The sequence below is a fragment of the Klenkia soli genome, from assembly GCF_900103975.1.
Lineage (GTDB): Bacteria > Actinomycetota > Actinomycetes > Mycobacteriales > Geodermatophilaceae > Klenkia > Klenkia soli.
The window spans coordinates 214,925-230,752 of the sequence record NZ_FNIR01000008.1; the positions used below are offsets into that span (position 1 = coordinate 214,925).

The 15,828-nt window shown below is 74.7% G+C and carries 19 protein-coding genes and 1 tRNA gene; 17 read left to right on the forward strand and 3 right to left on the reverse strand.

The genetic code is table 11. The annotated features are described in order from the left end of the window. Window positions 1–30: 30 nt before the first annotated feature. Window positions 31–103 (forward strand) — tRNA-Thr (locus BLS67_RS14160). Window positions 104–144: 41 nt separating this feature from the next. Here BLS67_RS14160 and BLS67_RS14165 read toward each other — a convergent pair. Continuing rightward, a complete protein-coding gene (locus BLS67_RS14165; RefSeq protein ID WP_091246301.1) occupies window positions 145–501 on the reverse strand; it encodes an ArsR/SmtB family transcription factor in 357 nt (118 codons plus the stop codon). Between the two features lie 145 nt (window positions 502–646). On the opposite strand from BLS67_RS14165, the gene arsB reads away from it, so the two are divergent. From arsB to BLS67_RS14185, 4 genes are read left to right on the forward strand one after another with little or no spacing between them, the layout of a single operon-like run. Next, on the forward strand, window positions 647–1,768 hold the full coding sequence (arsB, locus tag BLS67_RS14170; protein WP_278247136.1) for an ACR3 family arsenite efflux transporter: 1,122 nt from the start codon (window positions 647–649) through the stop codon (window positions 1,766–1,768). After that, window positions 1,765–2,190, forward strand: a complete 426-nt coding sequence (locus tag BLS67_RS14175) for an arsenate reductase ArsC (protein WP_091246303.1) — start codon at window positions 1,765–1,767, stop codon at window positions 2,188–2,190. The genes arsB and BLS67_RS14175 overlap by 4 nt, the downstream gene beginning before the upstream one ends. 16 nt (window positions 2,191–2,206) lie before the next feature. Further along, window positions 2,207–2,935 carry a dihydrofolate reductase family protein gene (locus BLS67_RS14180; RefSeq protein WP_242654093.1) on the forward strand — a complete coding sequence of 243 codons (729 nt, stop codon included), beginning with the start codon at window positions 2,207–2,209 and terminating at the stop codon, window positions 2,933–2,935. Next, entirely contained in the window at window positions 2,932–3,831 is a 900-nt protein-coding gene (locus BLS67_RS14185; protein WP_091246307.1) for a dihydropteroate synthase, read from the forward strand. The genes BLS67_RS14180 and BLS67_RS14185 overlap by 4 nt, the downstream gene beginning before the upstream one ends. A 7-nt stretch (window positions 3,832–3,838) precedes the next feature. On the opposite strand, the gene BLS67_RS14190 is transcribed toward BLS67_RS14185, so the two are convergent. After that, entirely contained in the window at window positions 3,839–4,477 is a 639-nt protein-coding gene (locus tag BLS67_RS14190; RefSeq protein WP_165617591.1) for a TetR family transcriptional regulator, read from the reverse strand. Between the two features lie 58 nt (window positions 4,478–4,535). Between BLS67_RS14190 and BLS67_RS14195 the strand changes: the two genes are divergently transcribed. Continuing rightward, complete coding sequence (locus BLS67_RS14195; RefSeq protein ID WP_091246312.1) at window positions 4,536–5,009, forward strand: anthrone oxygenase family protein; 474 nt, start codon at window positions 4,536–4,538, stop codon at window positions 5,007–5,009. Between the two features lie 19 nt (window positions 5,010–5,028). After that, entirely contained in the window at window positions 5,029–6,003 is a 975-nt protein-coding gene (locus BLS67_RS14200; RefSeq protein ID WP_091246314.1) for an NAD(P)H-dependent flavin oxidoreductase, read from the forward strand. 77 nt (window positions 6,004–6,080) lie between these two features. Here the strand turns inward: BLS67_RS14200 and BLS67_RS14205 are convergent, their stop codons facing one another. Beyond that, a complete protein-coding gene (locus tag BLS67_RS14205) occupies window positions 6,081–6,575 on the reverse strand; it encodes an inorganic diphosphatase (protein WP_091246315.1) in 495 nt (164 codons plus the stop codon). Window positions 6,576–6,582: 7 nt separating this feature from the next. Between BLS67_RS14205 and dacB the strand changes: the two genes are divergently transcribed. The 10 genes from dacB (at window position 6,583) to BLS67_RS14255 (ending at window position 15,822) form a co-directional block, all read left to right on the forward strand. After that, a complete protein-coding gene (gene dacB / locus BLS67_RS14210) occupies window positions 6,583–8,082 on the forward strand; it encodes a D-alanyl-D-alanine carboxypeptidase/D-alanyl-D-alanine endopeptidase (protein WP_242654084.1) in 1,500 nt (499 codons plus the stop codon). A gap of 141 nt (window positions 8,083–8,223) precedes the next feature. Beyond that, window positions 8,224–9,297, forward strand: coding sequence for a zinc-dependent metalloprotease (locus tag BLS67_RS14215; protein ID WP_165617592.1), 1,074 nt, complete (start codon window positions 8,224–8,226; stop codon window positions 9,295–9,297). 3 nt (window positions 9,298–9,300) lie between these two features. Further along, window positions 9,301–10,266, forward strand: a complete 966-nt coding sequence (gene tilS / locus BLS67_RS14220) for a tRNA lysidine(34) synthetase TilS (protein ID WP_091246321.1) — start codon at window positions 9,301–9,303, stop codon at window positions 10,264–10,266. Then, the gene (gene hpt / locus BLS67_RS14225) at window positions 10,263–10,844 is read left to right on the forward strand and encodes a hypoxanthine phosphoribosyltransferase (protein ID WP_341350145.1); all 582 of its coding nucleotides are present in this window, start codon (window positions 10,263–10,265) and stop codon (window positions 10,842–10,844) included. The genes tilS and hpt overlap by 4 nt, the downstream gene beginning before the upstream one ends. 172 nt (window positions 10,845–11,016) lie before the next feature. Beyond that, entirely contained in the window at window positions 11,017–13,029 is a 2,013-nt protein-coding gene (ftsH, locus tag BLS67_RS14230) for an ATP-dependent zinc metalloprotease FtsH (protein ID WP_091246322.1), read from the forward strand. Continuing rightward, window positions 13,026–13,640, forward strand: a complete 615-nt coding sequence (gene folE, locus BLS67_RS14235) for a GTP cyclohydrolase I FolE (RefSeq protein ID WP_091246324.1) — start codon at window positions 13,026–13,028, stop codon at window positions 13,638–13,640. Before ftsH ends, folE begins: the two co-directional genes overlap by 4 nt. Beyond that, window positions 13,637–14,476, forward strand: a complete 840-nt coding sequence (gene folP / locus BLS67_RS14240) for a dihydropteroate synthase (RefSeq protein WP_242654085.1) — start codon at window positions 13,637–13,639, stop codon at window positions 14,474–14,476. The genes folE and folP overlap by 4 nt, the downstream gene beginning before the upstream one ends. Next, window positions 14,469–14,828: a dihydroneopterin aldolase gene (gene folB / locus BLS67_RS14245; protein ID WP_242654086.1), complete on the forward strand. Its 360-nt coding sequence runs from the start codon at window positions 14,469–14,471 to the stop codon at window positions 14,826–14,828. The genes folP and folB overlap by 8 nt, the downstream gene beginning before the upstream one ends. Continuing rightward, window positions 14,825–15,328: a 2-amino-4-hydroxy-6-hydroxymethyldihydropteridine diphosphokinase gene (gene folK, locus BLS67_RS14250; protein ID WP_091246329.1), complete on the forward strand. Its 504-nt coding sequence runs from the start codon at window positions 14,825–14,827 to the stop codon at window positions 15,326–15,328. The genes folB and folK overlap by 4 nt, the downstream gene beginning before the upstream one ends. Continuing rightward, window positions 15,325–15,822, forward strand: coding sequence for a DUF3180 domain-containing protein (locus BLS67_RS14255; RefSeq protein ID WP_091246331.1), 498 nt, complete (start codon window positions 15,325–15,327; stop codon window positions 15,820–15,822). Before folK ends, BLS67_RS14255 begins: the two co-directional genes overlap by 4 nt. Window positions 15,823–15,828: the final 6 nt, after the last annotated feature.

Consider the following 15,828-nt stretch of genomic DNA (forward strand, 5'->3'; position numbering starts at 1 on the left):
GGGGCTCCCGTAAGCTCCCCGGAGCACCACGCCGCCTTAGCTCAGTCGGTAGAGCATCTCACTCGTAATGAGAAGGTCGTCGGTTCGATTCCGACAGGCGGCTCGCATCTGGCCAGCGTGTTCGGTCAGCACCCCAGCCCGGCGTCAGCTCCGGAGCTGGGTGCCCAGCGCCGCCGCGACGGAGTCCAGGGTGTCGGGGACGAGGGCGTAGTAGGCCCACACGCCGCGCTTGTCGCGGGTGAGCAGGCCGGCGTCGACGAGCACCTTGAGGTGGTGGGACACCGTCGGCTGGGAGAGCCCGACGGGGTCGGTGAGGTCGCAGACGCACGCCTCCCCGCCGTCGTGGGCGGCGACGAGGGACAGCAGCCGCAGCCGGGCGGGATCGGCGAGGGCCTTGAGGGTGCGGGCCAGGGCGTCGGCGTCCGCGGGGCTGATGGGCGCGGCGACCAGCGGAGCGCAGCAGGCCTGCGCCTCGGCCGTCTCGTGCAGTGCCGTCGTCATGGACCGAGTGTGCCGTGGACATCGACACCTGTCGATATTGACGCTCGTCGATGTCTGGGGCAGGCTGCGTCGACATGCAGCGATGGACGGGAGCGACCATGACCGGCGCGGTCGGCGCTGCCCCGAGGCCCGTGGGAACCACGTCGTGAGCGACCCGGTCCGCGAGGCCCGCCGTCAGGGCGCCGGTACCCCGGTGATGGCGCAGCTGTCCACCCTCGACCGGTTCCTGACGGTCTGGATCGTCGCGGCCATGGCGCTCGGGCTGGCGCTGGGCCGCCTGGTCCCGGGCCTGGACACCGCGCTGCAGGCGGTCGAGGTCGGCGGCGTCAGCCTGCCGATCGCGGTCGGGTTGCTGCTGATGATGTACCCGGTGCTGGCGAAGGTCCGCTACTCCGAGCTGGACCGGGTCACCGGCGACCGCACGCTCCTGCTGGCCTCCCTGGGCCTGAACTGGGTGGTCGGCCCGGCGGTCATGTTCGCCCTGGCCTGGCTGCTGCTGCCCGACCTGCCCGAGTACCGCACCGGGCTGGTCGTCGTGGGTCTGGCCCGCTGCATCGCGATGGTGCTGATCTGGAACGACCTGTCCTGCGGCGACCGCGAGGCCGCCGCCGTCCTGGTCGCGATCAACTCGGTCTTCCAGATCCTGGCCTTCGCCGCGCTGGGCTGGTTCTACCTGCAGGTCCTGCCCGGCTGGCTGGGTCTCCCGACCACGTCGGCGGAGTTCAGCGTCTGGGCCGTCGTGGTCTCGGTCCTGGTGTTCCTCGGCATCCCGCTGCTCGCCGGGTTCCTGACCCGCACGGTGGGCGAGAGCCGGAAGGGCCGCGACTGGTACGAGTCCCGCTTCCTGCCCCGGATCGGTCCGGTCGCCCTCCACGGCCTGCTGTTCACGATCGTGGTGCTGTTCGCGCTGCAGGGTGACGCGATCACCTCGAAGCCCTGGGACGTCGCCCGGATCGCGCTGCCGCTGCTGGCCTACTTCGGGTTGATGTTCGGCGGGTCGTTCCTGCTCGGCATGCGGCTGCGGCTGGGATACGCGAAGACCGCGACGCTGGCCTTCACCGCCGCCGGCAACAACTTCGAGCTCGCCATCGCCGTGGCCATCGGCACCTTCGGCGTCACCTCCGGACAGGCGCTGGCCGGGGTCGTCGGCCCGCTCGTCGAGGTCCCGGTCCTCGTCGCGCTGGTCCACGTCTGCCTGTGGGCCGGCCGGCGCTGGTTCCCCGGCGACCCCACCGTCCCGACCAGCCCGAGGAGCGCGATCCGATGAGCACCCCCAGCGTCCTGTTCGTGTGCGTGCACAACGCCGGTCGTTCCCAGATGGCCGCCGGCTGGCTCACCCACCTGGCGGGGGACGCCGTCGAGGTCCGGTCGGCCGGTTCCCTGCCCGCCGACCAGGTCAACCCCGCCGCCGTCGCCGCCATGGCCGAGGTCGGCATCGACATCTCCGCCGCCGCTCCGCGCGTGCTCACCGCGGAGGCCGTGCAGGCCTCCGACGTCGTGATCACGATGGGCTGCGGTGACGCCTGCCCGGTCTTCCCCGGCAAGCGCTACCTCGACTGGGACCTCGCCGACCCCGCCGGGAAGGGGGTGGCGGCCATCCGCCCGATCCGCGACGAGATCGAGAGCCGCATCCGAGGCCTGCTCGCCGAGCTGCGCGGCCCCCGGGGACCGGTCGTGACCGCCGGTTAGGTTCACCGGCGTGGACATGGTCTTCCCCGCCCCTGCCCGGTCCGTCGCCGGCGACGACCTGCTCGACGCCTACCCGTGGCCGGAGGAGGCGCGCTGGGTGCGGGCGATGATGGTGACCACCCTCGACGGCGCCGCCGCCGGGCGCGACGGGCTCAGCGGCTCGATCTCCTCGGCCGTCGACGGCGAGGTGTTCGACGCCGTCCGCCGGCTGGCCGACGCCGTGCTGGTCGGGGCCGGCACGCTGCGGGCCGAGGAGTACGGCCCGATGCGGGCCAGCGCTGCCGACGCCGAGCGCCGGGCCGCCGCCGGGCAGGCGCCCGCTCCCCGCCTGGCCGTCGTCTCGGGCTCGCTGGACCTGCCGTGGGCGCTGCCCGTGTGGGCCGACTCGACCCTGACCCCGCTGGTGCTCACCGGGCCGTCGCCGGACCCGGCCGCGCTGACCACCGCCCGGGAGCACGCCGAGGTCGTCTTCCTCGCCGACCTCGAGCCCGCGTCGTTGCTGGCCGCGCTCACCGACCGGGGTCTGCGCCGCGTCGTCTGCGAGGGCGGGCCGAGCCTGCTCGAGGCCGTGGTGGCCGCCGACCTGCTCGACGAGGCCGACATCACGCTCTCGCCGGTGTTCGCCGGCACGTCGACCACCCCCCGCACCGGGGGGCCCGACGAGGTCGCCCGGCTGGACCTGGTGCACCTGATCACCGCCGAGGGGTACGTCATGGCCCGCTACGTCCGGCCCGGCCACCGGTGATCGGCCTGCGCGAGCTGGTCCGGCTGGCCGCCGAGCACCCCGAGGACCTCGACCACCCGGTCGCCCCCTTCCGCGTCGGCGACCGGGTGCTCGACACCGACGCCCGCCCCGCGATCATGGGCGTGGTCAACCTGTCCCAGGACTCCTGGTACCGCGAGAGCATCGCGCCCTCGGCGGAGGCGGCCGTCCGGCGCGGGATCGTGCTGGCCGCCCAGGGTGCCGACGTCGTGGACGTCGGGGCCGAGTCGGTCGTCGCCGGCAGCGCCCGGGTGGGCCCGCAGGACCAGATCCGGGCCCTGGTGCCCGTGGTCGAGGAGCTGGCCGCGGCGGGCGTGGCCGTGTCGGTCGAGAGCTACCACCCCGACGTCGTCCGGGCGACGCTGGCCGCCGGGGCGAAGGTCCTCAACCTGACCGGCTCGGCCGACGACGACGCGATGTTCGAGCTCGCGGCGGAGTTCGACGCCGCCCTGGTGATCTGCCACGTGCTCGGCACCAACCCCCGGGAGCTCGCCGACACCGAGGTCGAGCGCGACCCCTACCCCGCGATGGTCGAGGCGCTCGGCGCCCGGGCCGAGGCCGCCCGCGCGCACGGCGTCCGCGCCGGCATCTGCGTCGACCCGGGCGCCGGTTTCGGCATGGCCCGGCTCACCGATCCGCTCGACCGCGTGCGGCACCAGTCGGTGCTGCTGCTCCACAGCTTCCGGCTGCGCAGCCTGGGCCTGCCGGTCTGCCACGCGCTGCCCAGCGGGTTCACCTACTTCGAGGACGAGGTGCGCACCGCCGAGGGCTTCTTCGCCGTGCTCGCCGGCCTCGGCGGGACCGGGGTGCACCGCACCCACGAGGTGCCCCGGGTCCGCGCGGTGCTGCGCGCCATGGCCGACCTGCCGGTGGGGTAGCGCGCCGTCAGCCGCGGTCCAGCAGCGCGGCCCGCAGGGTGCCGAGCACGAACTCGCCGTAGGCCGCCGGTGTCCAGCCGCGGCGGGTGACGAGCAGGTCGTGCAGCTCGGCCGAGGTGCAGGTCCACAGCACGTCGCGCACCCGGTCGAGCTCGCCGGGCACCCCCAGGGACAGCAGGTGCCGGGCCAGCCCGGTCATCCCGGCCAGCCGCTCCCGGTCGGCCTTGGCCAGCACCTCGGCCGCCCCGACGTCGGCGGCCGCCGCGGCCCGGGCCGCGACCAGCAGGGGAGCGACCCGCTGCTGCACCTCCACGGCCACGGCCACGTACCCGCTCAGCAGCACCCGCGGATCGGTCTCGGCGCGCAGGGCCACCATCCGCTCCCGGTCGGCCACGGCGACCGGTGCGTCGTCCCCGGCCAGCGCCACGTCCAGGACGGCGGCCAGCAGTGCGGCCCGGCCGCCCACGTTCTTGTAGACGAACTCGGCCGACACCCCGGCCGCGGCGGCGACCGCCGGCACCGAGGTGGCCGGGTAGCCCTCCGACAGCAGCAGCTCCCGCGCGGCGGCGAGCACCTCGCGCCGGGTCCGGGCCGCACGCTCGCGCCGCGCCGTCGCGTCGTACCGCCGCTTGACCGGGTCGGGCATCGGGGACAGACTCCTATATCGGATACGGGATTCCGTACACAACCTACCGGGAGTGCTCGTGCTGGTCGTCCTGGCCGTCGTCGCGGCTGCGTTGCAGACCATGTCCGCCGGCATCCACGTCCTCGGGGTGGCGGCGCTGAACCCCGCCTGGCGCGAGCTGGACGGACCCACCTACCTGGCGGTCAAGCAGGCCGCCGACCGCCGGTTCCCGGCCCTGATGCGGCCGTTCACCCTGCTGGGGCTGGCCGCGGTCGTCGCGCTGACCGTCGCCTGCGCGGTCACGGGGAGCCAGCCGTCCGGAGCCCTGGCGGCGGCCGGCGCGGTGGCTGCCGTGGTGGGTCTGCTCGCCGTCGTCCGGGGCGATCTGCCGATCAACCAGCGCATGGCGAACTGGTCGGCCGACGCCCTGCCCGTCGACTGGCAGGAGGAGCGGCGCCGGTGGGAGCGGTGGTTCGCCCTGCGCACGGGGGCGGCGCTGGTGGCCGCGGGCGCCTGCCTGGCCGCCCTGGTCGCCGTCGGCGGTCAGGGCTGACTGTTGTAACGTCCGGCGCATGACGCTCCCCGACGTGCTGCGCGGCCGGCTGACGCTGCCGGCCATCGCCTCGCCGATGTTCATCGTGTCCGGCCCCGACCTCGTCGTCGCCCAGTGCGCCGCCGGCGTCGTCGGCTCGTTCCCCGCGCTCAACGCCCGCCCGGCCGCCCAGCTGGGCGACTGGCTGACCGAGATCGACGAGCGGCTGGCCGCGGCCGCCGCCACGGGGGCCACCGTCGCCCCGTACGCGGTGAACCAGATCGTGCACCGCTCCAACGACCGGCTCGAGGCCGACGTCGCGATGTGCGTCGAGCACGAGGTGCCGATCGTGATCACCTCGCTGGGGGCCCGCGCCGACGTCTACGACGCGGTGCACTCCTACGGCGGCATCGTGCTGCACGACGTCATCGACGACCGGTTCGCCCGCAAGGCGATCGAGAAGGGCGCCGACGGGCTCATCGCCGTGGCCGCCGGGGCCGGCGGGCACGCCGGGACGACGTCGCCGTTCGCGCTGGTGCGGGAGATCCGCCGCTGGTTCGACGGGCCGCTCGCGCTGTCCGGGGCGATCGCGCACGGCAGCTCGGTGCTGGCCGCGCAGGCCGCCGGCGCGGACCTGGCCTACATCGGCTCCGCGTTCCTGGCGACCACCGAGGCCCGGGCCGCCGAGGGCTACAAGCAGATGGTGGTCGACAGCTCGGCCTCCGACATCGTCTACAGCAACCTGTTCACCGGGGTGCACGGCAACTACCTGTCCGGCTCGATCGTGGCCGCCGGCCTGGACCCGGCGGACCTGCCGACGTCGGACCCCTCGGCGATGAGCTTCGGCTCCGACGGCGGGGCGAAGGCATGGCGCGACGTGTGGGGCTCCGGTCAGGGCATCGGCGTGGTCGACGCCGTCGTCCCCGCCGCCGAGCTGGTCGCCCGGCTCTCCCGCGAGTACGCCGAGGCCAAGGCGGCCCTGGACGCCGCGGTCATCACCCCCGCGACGGTCTGAACGACCCCACCCACGACGAGGGGCGCCGCACCTGATCGGTGCGGCGCCCCTCGGTCGTCCGGGTGCGGTAGGTGCGGTCAGTGGTGGTTCGAGGCCTGCCGAGCGCGCTCGAAGGAGGCGTTGATCTCCGCCTCGGCCTCGGCGAGACCCACCCAGTTGGCGCCCTCGACGCTCTTGCCGGGCTCGAGGTCCTTGTAGGTCTCGAAGAAGTGCTGGATCTCCAGGCGGTCGAACTCCGACACGTCCGTGATGTCCTTGAGGTGGGCCATCCGCGGGTCGGTGGCCGGCACGGTGAGGACCTTGTCGTCACCACCGGCCTCGTCGGTCATCCGGAACATGCCGATCGCCCGGCAGGTGATGAGGCACCCGGGGAAGGTCGGCTCCTCCAGGAGCACCAGGGCGTCGAGGGGGTCACCGTCCTGACCCAGGGTCTCCTCGATGTACCCGTAGTCCGCCGGGTACCGCGTCGAGGTGAACAACATCCGGTCCAGCCGGATGCGTCCAGTGGCGTGGTCCAGCTCGTACTTGTTCCGCTGGCCCTTGGGGATCTCTACCGTCACGTCGAACTGCACCGCCGTAGTGTGGCCCACGCCCGGCGGTCGTGGGACGTCGAGGGTCCGCAACTACGGGGGAGGGGCCATCGCGAGCGCCCCGGGCAGCACCGTCACCGTCACCGCGCGGCCCCGCCCGCGGTGGCGCAAGCGGCTCTGGCAGGTGCTCGTCGCGCTCTGCGTCGTGGCCGCGCTGGGGGCCGGTGCGTTCCTGCTCGCCACCCACGAGGACGCCGACCCCGACTCGGTGGCCGCCGTCCCGTCCGACGCCGTCGCGGTCCCGGACGCCGTCCTGCCCGAGCTGTCCGACCCCGCCCCGGTGCTCGCCGCGCTGTCCACCGACGCCCCGGCACCGACCGCCGCCGGCCTGCAGGCGGTGCTGGCCCCGCTCCTGGCCGCCCCGGCGCTGGGCAGCGGTGCGTCCGCCGAGGTGGTCGACGTCGCGACCGGCGCCACCCTGCTGGACACCGACGCCGACGACCCGGGCACCCCGGCCTCGACCGCGAAGCTGCTCACCGGGCTGGCCGCGCTCACCACGCTCGGCCCCGGCGCCACCATCCCCACCAGCGTGGTGGCCGGTGCCGTCCCCGGCGAGGTGGTGCTGGTCGGCGGCGGCGACCCCACGCTGTCCACGACCTCGCCCTCGTCGAGCTACCCGGGGGCGGCCACGGTCGCCGACCTCGCCGCCCAGGTCCAGGCCGCGCTGGGCGGCACCGCCGTGACCTCCGTCGTGGTCGACAACTCGTTGTTCACCGGTCCGCTCACCGCCCCCGGCTGGGGCTCCGAGGACGCCCCCTCCACCTACGCCGCCCCGGTGACCGCCACCGCCGTCGACGGCGCCCGGGTGGACCCGGGGCAGAGCCAGCGCAGCGGGCAGCCCGGCACCGACGCCGGCACCGCCCTCGCCGCGGCCCTCGGTGCGCCCGGCGCGGCGGTCACGCTGGGCACGGCGCCGGCCGGCGCCGCCGTGCTGGGCACCGTCCGGTCCGCCCCGGTCGAGCGCCTGGTCGAGCAGGCCCTCACCGCCTCGGACAACCTGCTCGCCGAGACCCTCGCCCGGCAGGTCGCCCTCGCCACCGGCGGCGAGGCCAGCTTCACCGGTGCGGCGGCCGCGGTCACCGCCGCGGTGGGCGCGGCCGGGTTCGACACCTCCGGCCTGACGCTGACCGACGGCAGCGGGCTGTCGGGCACCGACCGGGTGCCCGCGCGGCTGCTGGTCGACGTCCTCGAGGCGGCGGCCGACGGCACGCTGCCGGTGGCCGGCGCCCTGCTCTCGGGGCTGCCGATCGCCGGGTACACCGGCACCCTGGCCGACCGCGGCGACGCCGACCCCGCCACCGCGCCGGGCACAGTGCGGGCCAAGACCGGCACCCTGGCGACCACGAGCGCGCTGGCCGGCCTGGTGGTCACCGAGGACGGCCGGCTGCTGGCCTTCGCCCTCCTCGCCGACGGCACCCCGGGCAACGTGGTCGCCGCCGAGGCAGCACTCGACGCGGTCGCCGCCGCGATGGCCAGCTGCGGCTGCTGAGCACATCGCGATCCTCCGGATCGCACCGCGGCCACGAGCCGTCCCCGGTGTGCGGCGAGCGCGTCCGTCGATCGGTCGCGGGACCCTCCGGGCCCCACTCCTCACGACCCTGCACCGCCGGGCGCGTCTACCGTCATCCGCATGGCTAGCTCGCTGGTGGACTGGGACCTCGCCGGACGCACGGCCCGCCGGCTGAGCGGCTCCGGTCCCGAGACCACGCGCGAGGAGGCCGCCGCCGTGGTCCGCGAGCTGCAGGAGTGCGCGGCCACCGCCGTCGCGCACGTCGAGCAGCTCACCGGTCTCACCCCGGCCGCGGGGGCGCCCTCGCCGGTCACCGCCGTCGTCGACCGGCCCGGCTGGGTCGACGCCAACGCCGCAGGCATGGCCGCACTGCTCGACCCGCTCACCGACGCCCTCGAGGAGCGGACCGGCAAGTCCCCCGGCGCCCTGGCCCGCGCGATCGGCGGTAGGGCCACCGGCATCCAGGCCGGGGCCGTGCTCTCGTTCGTCTCCTCGAAGGTGCTCGGCCAGTACGAGGTGTTCGGCACCGGCGGCCGGCTGCTGCTGGTCGCCCCGAACATCGTCGACGCCGAGCGCCGGCTGGGCGTCGACCCGCACGACTTCCGGCTGTGGGTGTGCCTGCACGAGGTCACCCACCAGCTGCAGTTCACCGCCTTCCCCTGGCTGCGCACCTACCTCGAGGCGCAGGTCCAGGAGTTCGTGCAGGCCAGCGACCTGGACCCCGCCGTGCTGCGCGAGCGGCTGCGGGAGGTCGTGGCAAGCCTGTCCGACGCGGTGCGGGGGAAGCCGGTGGACGGCGACGCCCCCGGCGGGCTGATGGCGCTGGTCGCCGACCCCGCCCAGCAGGCCGTGCTGGACCGCGTGACGGCGGTGATGAGCCTGGTCGAGGGGCACGCCGAGTTCGTCATGGACGGCGTCGGCCCCGACGTGGTGCCCAGCGTCCGCATCCTGCGCAAGCGGTTCGGCCAGCGGCGCAAGGGCGTCGGCCCGCTCGACCGCGTGCTGCGCCGGCTGCTGGGCCTGGAGCAGAAGATGCAGCAGTACGCCGACGGCCGGCACTTCGTGGCCGGCGTCGTCGGGCTGGTCGGCATGGAGGCGTTCAACACCGTGTGGACGTCGCCGGGCACCCTGCCGCGCAAGGAGGAGCTCACCGACCCGCAGCGCTGGGTCGACCGCGTCCTCACCCCCTACTGAGCCGTGGGCCCGCACCCCGCGGTCGCCGCGGTGCGCGCCGCCGTCCGCCCGGGGCTCACCGGGCCGGTGCTGGTGGCCTGCAGCGGGGGAGCCGACTCCCTCGCGCTGGCCGCCGCGATCGCCTTCGAGGCGCCCCGGGCCGGGGTGCCCGCGGGCGCGGTCACGGTGGACCACGGCCTGCAGGCCGGCTCGGCCGACCGGGCCGCCGCGACGGCGGACCTGCTGCGCGGCCTCGGGCTCGCCCCGGTCGTGGTCGCGACGGTCCGGGTGGGGACGGCGGGCGGACCGGAGGCGGCTGCCCGGGACGCCCGGTACGCCGCGCTGACCGCCGCCGCGCAGGAGCACGGGGCCCGGGTCGCGCTGGGCCACACCCGCGACGACCAGGCCGAGACCGTGCTGCTGGGCCTGGGCCGGGGGAGCGGCCCCCGGTCGCTGGCCGGCATGCCCGCCCGGCGCGGGCCGCTGTGGCGCCCGCTGCTGGGTCTCGACCGGGCCACCACCCGCGCGGCCTGCACCGCGCAGGGGCTGCCGGTCTGGGACGACCCGCACAACACCGACCCGGCCTTCACCCGGGTCCGGCTGCGCACCGAGGTGCTCCCGCTGCTCGAGGAGGTGCTCGGCGGAGGGGTGGCGGCAGCCCTGGCCCGCACAGCCGCCATGGCCCGCGAGGACGCCGACGCCCTCGACGCCCTGGCCCGGGTGCCGGACCCGACCGACTGCTCGGCGCTGGCCGCGCTGCCTGCGGCGATCCGGCGCCGGGCGGTCCGGAACTGGCTGCTCGGGAGCGGGGTGCGCGATCTGGCGGCCGTCCACCTGCAGGCCGTCGACGCGCTGGTGGTCGCCTGGCGCGGGCAGGGTCGGGTCGACCTCCCCGGCGGTGCGGGCGTCGTCCGGGCGTCTGGCAGGCTTGCGCTGCAAGGCCCCCCTCCACCCCTCAGCACTCCCCGCAGCGAGGAGCCCCACCCGTGAGCGACACACCCAGCGGCCCCCTGGGTCCCGACCACGGCTACGGCCCGGACATCGACCACGTGCTGCTGTCCGAGGCCCAGATCGCCGAGAAGATCCGCGAGCTGGCCGACCGCATCGCCGTCGACTACGCCGGCCGCGAGGTGCTGCTGGTCGGCGTCCTCAAGGGCGCCGTGCTGTTCATGAGCGACTTCGCCCGGGCGCTGCAGCTGCCCACCCAGATGGAGTTCATGGCCGTCTCCTCCTACGGGTCGGCCACCAGCTCCTCGGGCATCGTCCGCATCCTCAAGGACCTCGACCGCGACATCACCGACAAGCACGTGCTGGTGCTCGAGGACATCATCGACTCCGGGCTGACGCTGTCCTGGCTGCTGAAGAACCTGGGCTCGCGCGGCCCGGCCTCCCTCGAGGTGTGCGCGCTGCTGCGCAAGCCCGACGCGGTGAAGGTCGACGTCCCGGTGCAGTACGTCGGTTTCGAGATCCCCAACGAGTTCGTCGTCGGCTACGGCCTGGACTACGCCGAGCGCTACCGCGACCTGCCCTACATCGCCACGCTCAAGCCCGAGGTGTACTCCTCCTGAGGAGTTGATCCACAGCGTCTGAGCAGCCGGCGCACAGCGTCTCCGGTGTACCGTCGGCCGGACGACGTCGCCCCTCGCGACGCAGGAGACCTCGGGTCGCGCGGCGTCCCCCGGACGAGCAGGAGGGTCGACGGGCATCCCGGGGTTCCCCCCGGCCGCCCGGCATCGGTGTATGGAACGTAAGAAGATCTTCCGGTCGGTCTGGTTCTGGGTCGCGCTCGTGGTGCTGGTGGTCGCGATCGGCGTCCAGTCCTTCACCGGTGGCAGCGACTACAAGGAGGTCTCGACCTCCACGGCGCTCGCCCAGTTCAGCAGCGACAACGTCGACAGCGTCACGATCAACGACCGCGAGCAGACCCTCGACATCGACCTGAAGTCGGCCGTCGACGGCTCGTCCAAGATCACCGCCTACTACCCGGCGGGTGCGGACTCCCAGATCTACGACCTGGTCAGCGGCGCCGACGCGAACTCCTCCGGCAGCTCCGACAGCGGGGTCGACTTCGACACCAACGTCACGCAGGACAACGTGCTGACGTCGATCCTGATCAGCTTCCTGCCCTTCCTCATCATCCTGGGCCTGCTGTTCTGGCTGTTCAGCTCGATGCAGGGCGGCGGCCGCGGCGTGATGGCCTTCGGCAAGAGCAAGGCCAAGGCGGTCAGCAAGGACAGCCCGAAGACCACGTTCGCCGACGTCGCCGGCGCGGACGAGGCCATCGAGGAGCTCCACGAGATCAAGGACTTCCTGCAGAACCCGGTCAAGTACCAGGCCATCGGCGCGAAGATCCCCAAGGGCGTGCTGCTGTTCGGCCCGCCCGGCACCGGCAAGACCCTGCTGGCCCGCGCCGTCGCCGGCGAGGCCGGGGTGCCGTTCTACTCGATCTCCGGCTCGGACTTCGTCGAGATGTTCGTCGGCGTCGGCGCCAGCCGGGTGCGCGACCTGTTCGAGCAGGCCAAGACCAACGCCCCGGCGATCATCTTCATCGACGAGATCGACGCCGTCGGCCGGCACCGCGGGGCCGGCATGGGCGGCGGGCACGACGAGCGCGAGCAGACCCTCAACCAGATGCTGGTCGAGATGGACGGCTTCGACGTCAAGGGCGGCGTGATCATGATCGCCGCCACGAACCGGCCCGACATCCTCGACCCCGCGCTGCTGCGTCCGGGCCGCTTCGACCGGCAGATCGCCGTCGACCGCCCCGACCTGCTCGGCCGCGTCGCCGTCCTCAAGGTGCACGCCACCGGCAAGCCGCTGGCCGCCGACGTCGACCTGCAGACCCTGGCCCGCCGCACGCCGGGCTTCACCGGCGCCGACCTGGCCAACGTGCTCAACGAGGCCGCGCTGCTCACCGCGCGGCACGGCGGCACCGAGATCACCGATGCCGCCCTCGAGGAGGCCATCGACCGCGTGCTCGCCGGTCCCGAGCGCAAGACCCGGGCGATGAGCGAGAAGGAGAAGAAGGTCACCGCCTACCACGAGGGCGGGCACGCCCTGGTGGCGCACGCACTGCCCAACCTGGACCCGGTGCACAAGGTGACGATCCTGCCGCGCGGGCGGTCGCTGGGGCACACCCTGGTGCTGCCGACGGAGGACAAGTACACCCAGACCCGCTCGGAGATGATCGACACCCTGGCCTACGCCCTGGGTGGTCGCGCCGCCGAGGAGCTGGTCTTCCACGAGCCCACCACCGGCGCCGGCAACGACATCGAGAAGGCCACCTCCATGGCCAAGTCGATGGTCACCGAGTACGGCATGAGCGCCAAGCTCGGCGCGGTCAAGTACGGCAGCTCCGACGCCGAGCCGTTCATGGGCCGCGACATGGGCTCGCGGCCGGGGTACTCCGAGGCCGTCGCCGCCGACATCGACTCCGAGGTGCGGGCCCTCATCGAGGCCGCGCACGACGAGGCGTGGGAGATCCTGGTCGAGCACCGCGACGTGCTGGACCGCCTGGTGCTCGAGCTGATCGAGAAGGAGACCCTGTCCAAGGAGGACATGGCCCGCATCTGCGCCGGTGTGGTCAAGCGGCCCTCGCTCGCCCCGTACAACGGCTTCGGCAAGCGCACCCCCAGCGACCAGCCGCCGGTGCTCACGCCGGCCGAGCAGGCCCGCGGCGGTGCGCTGCCGGCCGGGGTCGACCTGGAGAAGCCGCTCCCCGTGGGGGACGCAGGCGCCCCGCAGTCCCGGTGATCGACCACTCCGTCGACCCGCGGCCGGTGCCGCACGCCGAGGACGGCGTCGACCACGCCCGGGCCGAGGCAGCGGTGCGCGAACTGCTCATCGCGGTGGGAGAGGACCCCGACCGACCCGGGCTGCGGGAGACCCCGGCCCGGGTCGCCCGGGCCTACGCCGAGACCTTCGCCGGGCTCCGCCAGGACCCGGTGCAGGTCCTGTCCACGGTGTTCGACGAGGACCACGACGAGCTGGTGCTGGTCCGCGACATCGCGCTGTACTCGACCTGCGAGCACCACCTGGTGCCCTTCCACGGGGTCGCGCACATCGGCTACATCCCCGGCGCCGACGGCCGGGTGACCGGGCTGTCGAAGCTGGCCCGGCTGGTCGAGGTCTTCGCCCGCCGCCCGCAGGTGCAGGAGCGCATGACCAAGCAGATCGCCGACGCGATGATGACCGGCCTGCAGCCGCGCGGGGTGATCGTCGTGGTCGAGGCCGAGCACCTGTGCATGGCCATGCGGGGGGTGCGCAAGCCCGGCACCCGCACGCTCACCTCGGCGGTGCGCGGCATCTTCAAGGAGAGCCAGGCCACCCGCAGCGAGGCGATGAGCCTGGTCCTGGGCAGATGACCGAGGGGCGCTGCCGGGTCATGGGCGTCCTGAACGTCACCCCCGACTCGTTCTCCGACGGCGGGACCTTCGCCCAGGCCGGCCCGGCGATCGAGCACGGGCTGGCGATGCACGCCGCGGGCGTCGACTGGGTCGACGTCGGCGGGGAGTCCACCCGCCCCGGCGCCCACCGCGTCGACGCCGCCGAGGAGTGCGCCCGGGTGCTGCCGGTCGTCGCGGAGCTGGCCGCCGCCGGGGTCGCGGTGTCCATCGACACCACCCGGGCCGACGTCGCGGCCGCCGCGCTGGACGCCGGTGCGCGGCTGGTCAACGACATCAGCGGGGGGCTGGCCGACGCCGGCATGGCCCCGCTGGTCGCCGAGCGCGGCGTCCCGTGGGTGCTCATGCACTGGCGCGGGCACAGCCGCGAGATGTACGCCGCCGCCCGCTACGGCGACGTCGTCACCGAGGTCTGCGCCGAGCTCACCGCCCGGGTCGAGGACGTCGTGGCCGCCGGGGTCGACCCCGCCCAGCTGGTCCTGGACCCCGGCCTGGGGTTCGCCAAGAACGCCGAGCACAACTGGGCGCTGCTGGCGGGGCTGGACCGCCTGGTCGGGATCGGGCTGCCGCTGCTGGTCGGCGCCTCGCGCAAGAGCTTCCTGGGTCGGCTGCTGGCCGACCCCGACGGCACGCCGCGACCGGCCGAGCAGCGGGACGCCGCCACCCTGGCCACCACCGTGCTGGCCGCCGAGGCCGGTGCCTGGGGGGTGCGGGTGCACGACGCGGGACCCTCGGTCGACGCCGTCCGTACCGTGGCCGCCGTCCGCGATGCCCGAGCCAGGAGGAACCGTGCCTGACCAGATCGCCGTCCGCGGCCTGACCGCCCACGCCCACCACGGCGTGTACGCCGTCGAGCGGGAGCAGGGCCAGACCTTCTCCGTCGACGCCGTCCTGGACGTCGACACCGCACCCGCCGCCGCCGGCGACGACCTGGCGCTGACGGTGAACTACGCCGAGCTGGCCCAGCAGCTGCACGCGGTGCTCACGGGCGAGCCGGTCGACCTGATCGAGACCCTCGCCCAGCGGCTGGCCGACGTGTGCCTGGCGAACCCGCTGGTCGACGCCGTGCAGATCACCGTGCACAAGCCCGAGGCCGACCTCGGCGTGCCCGCGGACGACGTCACCGTCACGATCAGCCGCCGCCGATGACCCGCGCCGTCCTGTCCCTGGGGGCGAACCTGGGCGACCGGGCGGGCACGCTGCGCACCGCCCTGCAGACCCTCGCCGGACAGGGCCTGGTGGCCCGGTCGGTGCTCTACGAGACCCCGCCGTGGGGTCCGGTCGAGCAGCCGCCCTTCCTCAACGCGGTCGCCGTCGTCCGGGGTGACCGGGACGCCGCCGGGTGGCTGGCCCTGGCGCACGAGCTGGAGCAGGTGGCCGGCCGCACCCGCGAGGTCCGGTGGGGTGCCCGCACCCTGGACGTCGACGTGGTCACCGTGACCGGCGACGACGGCGTCCCGGTGCTCTCCGACGACCCGGCGCTGACGCTCCCACACCCCCGGGCGCACGAGCGGGCCTTCGTCCTGGTGCCGTGGCTGGCGCTGGACCCGGCGGCCGAGCTGCCCGGCCACGGCCGCGCACGCGACCTCCTCGCCGACCTGCCGGTCGAGGACGTCGAGGGCGTCGTGCGCTGGGAGCAGCTGGCATGAGGCCGGTCTCCCGCCGGGACCTCGCCGTGGTCGCCGTGGGTCTGGCCGTGCTCGGTTGGGTCGTCGTCCGCGCCCTGTACGGCGACCTGCCGTCCCTGCACTGGTGGCAGCCGGTGCCGCTGGCGCTGCTGGCCGTCGCCGAGGGCCTGGGCGCGCGCTCGCTGCTGGCCCGGCTCACCGACGACCGCGAGCGCCGCCGGGCCGCCCGCACGGGCGAGTCGGCCGCGCTGGTGCCCGGGCAGCGGTCGCTCGACCCGGTGGAGCCCATGCTGGTCGCCCGGTTGGCCGTGCTCGCCCAGGCCAGCGCCTGGGCAGGGGCCGGGTTCGCCGGGCTGTGGGCGGGCGCCCTGGTCTTCACCCTCACCCAGGTCGGCCGGCTGTCCGCGGCGTCCGGGGACGCCGTCGCCGCCGGGATCGGGGTGGTCTGCTCATCGGCCCTGGTGGCCGGCGCGCTGCTGCTCGAGCGCGCCTGCCGGGTGCCCCCCGAGGACTGAGCCGGG

What these genes read in the sequence shown, in the direction of transcription:
- BLS67_RS14255 (WP_091246331.1), top strand. Translation starts at nt 15,325, where the DNA reads ATGAGGCCGGTCTCCCGCCGGGACCTCGCCGTGGTCGCCGTGGGTCTG.
- BLS67_RS14200 (WP_091246314.1), top strand. Translation starts at nt 5,029, where the DNA reads ATGACGCTCCCCGACGTGCTGCGCGGCCGGCTGACGCTGCCGGCCATC.
- BLS67_RS14180 (WP_242654093.1), top strand. Translation starts at nt 2,207, where the DNA reads ATGGTCTTCCCCGCCCCTGCCCGGTCCGTCGCCGGCGACGACCTGCTC.
- folK (WP_091246329.1), top strand. Translation starts at nt 14,825, where the DNA reads ATGACCCGCGCCGTCCTGTCCCTGGGGGCGAACCTGGGCGACCGGGCG.
- ftsH (WP_091246322.1), top strand. Translation starts at nt 11,017, where the DNA reads ATGGAACGTAAGAAGATCTTCCGGTCGGTCTGGTTCTGGGTCGCGCTC.
- folP (WP_242654085.1), top strand. Translation starts at nt 13,637, where the DNA reads ATGACCGAGGGGCGCTGCCGGGTCATGGGCGTCCTGAACGTCACCCCC.
- BLS67_RS14190 (WP_165617591.1), bottom strand. Translation starts at nt 4,477, where the DNA reads ATGCCCGACCCGGTCAAGCGGCGGTACGACGCGACGGCGCGGCGCGAG.
- BLS67_RS14165 (WP_091246301.1), bottom strand. Translation starts at nt 501, where the DNA reads ATGACGACGGCACTGCACGAGACGGCCGAGGCGCAGGCCTGCTGCGCT.
- BLS67_RS14215 (WP_165617592.1), top strand. Translation starts at nt 8,224, where the DNA reads ATGGCTAGCTCGCTGGTGGACTGGGACCTCGCCGGACGCACGGCCCGC.
- BLS67_RS14175 (WP_091246303.1), top strand. Translation starts at nt 1,765, where the DNA reads ATGAGCACCCCCAGCGTCCTGTTCGTGTGCGTGCACAACGCCGGTCGT.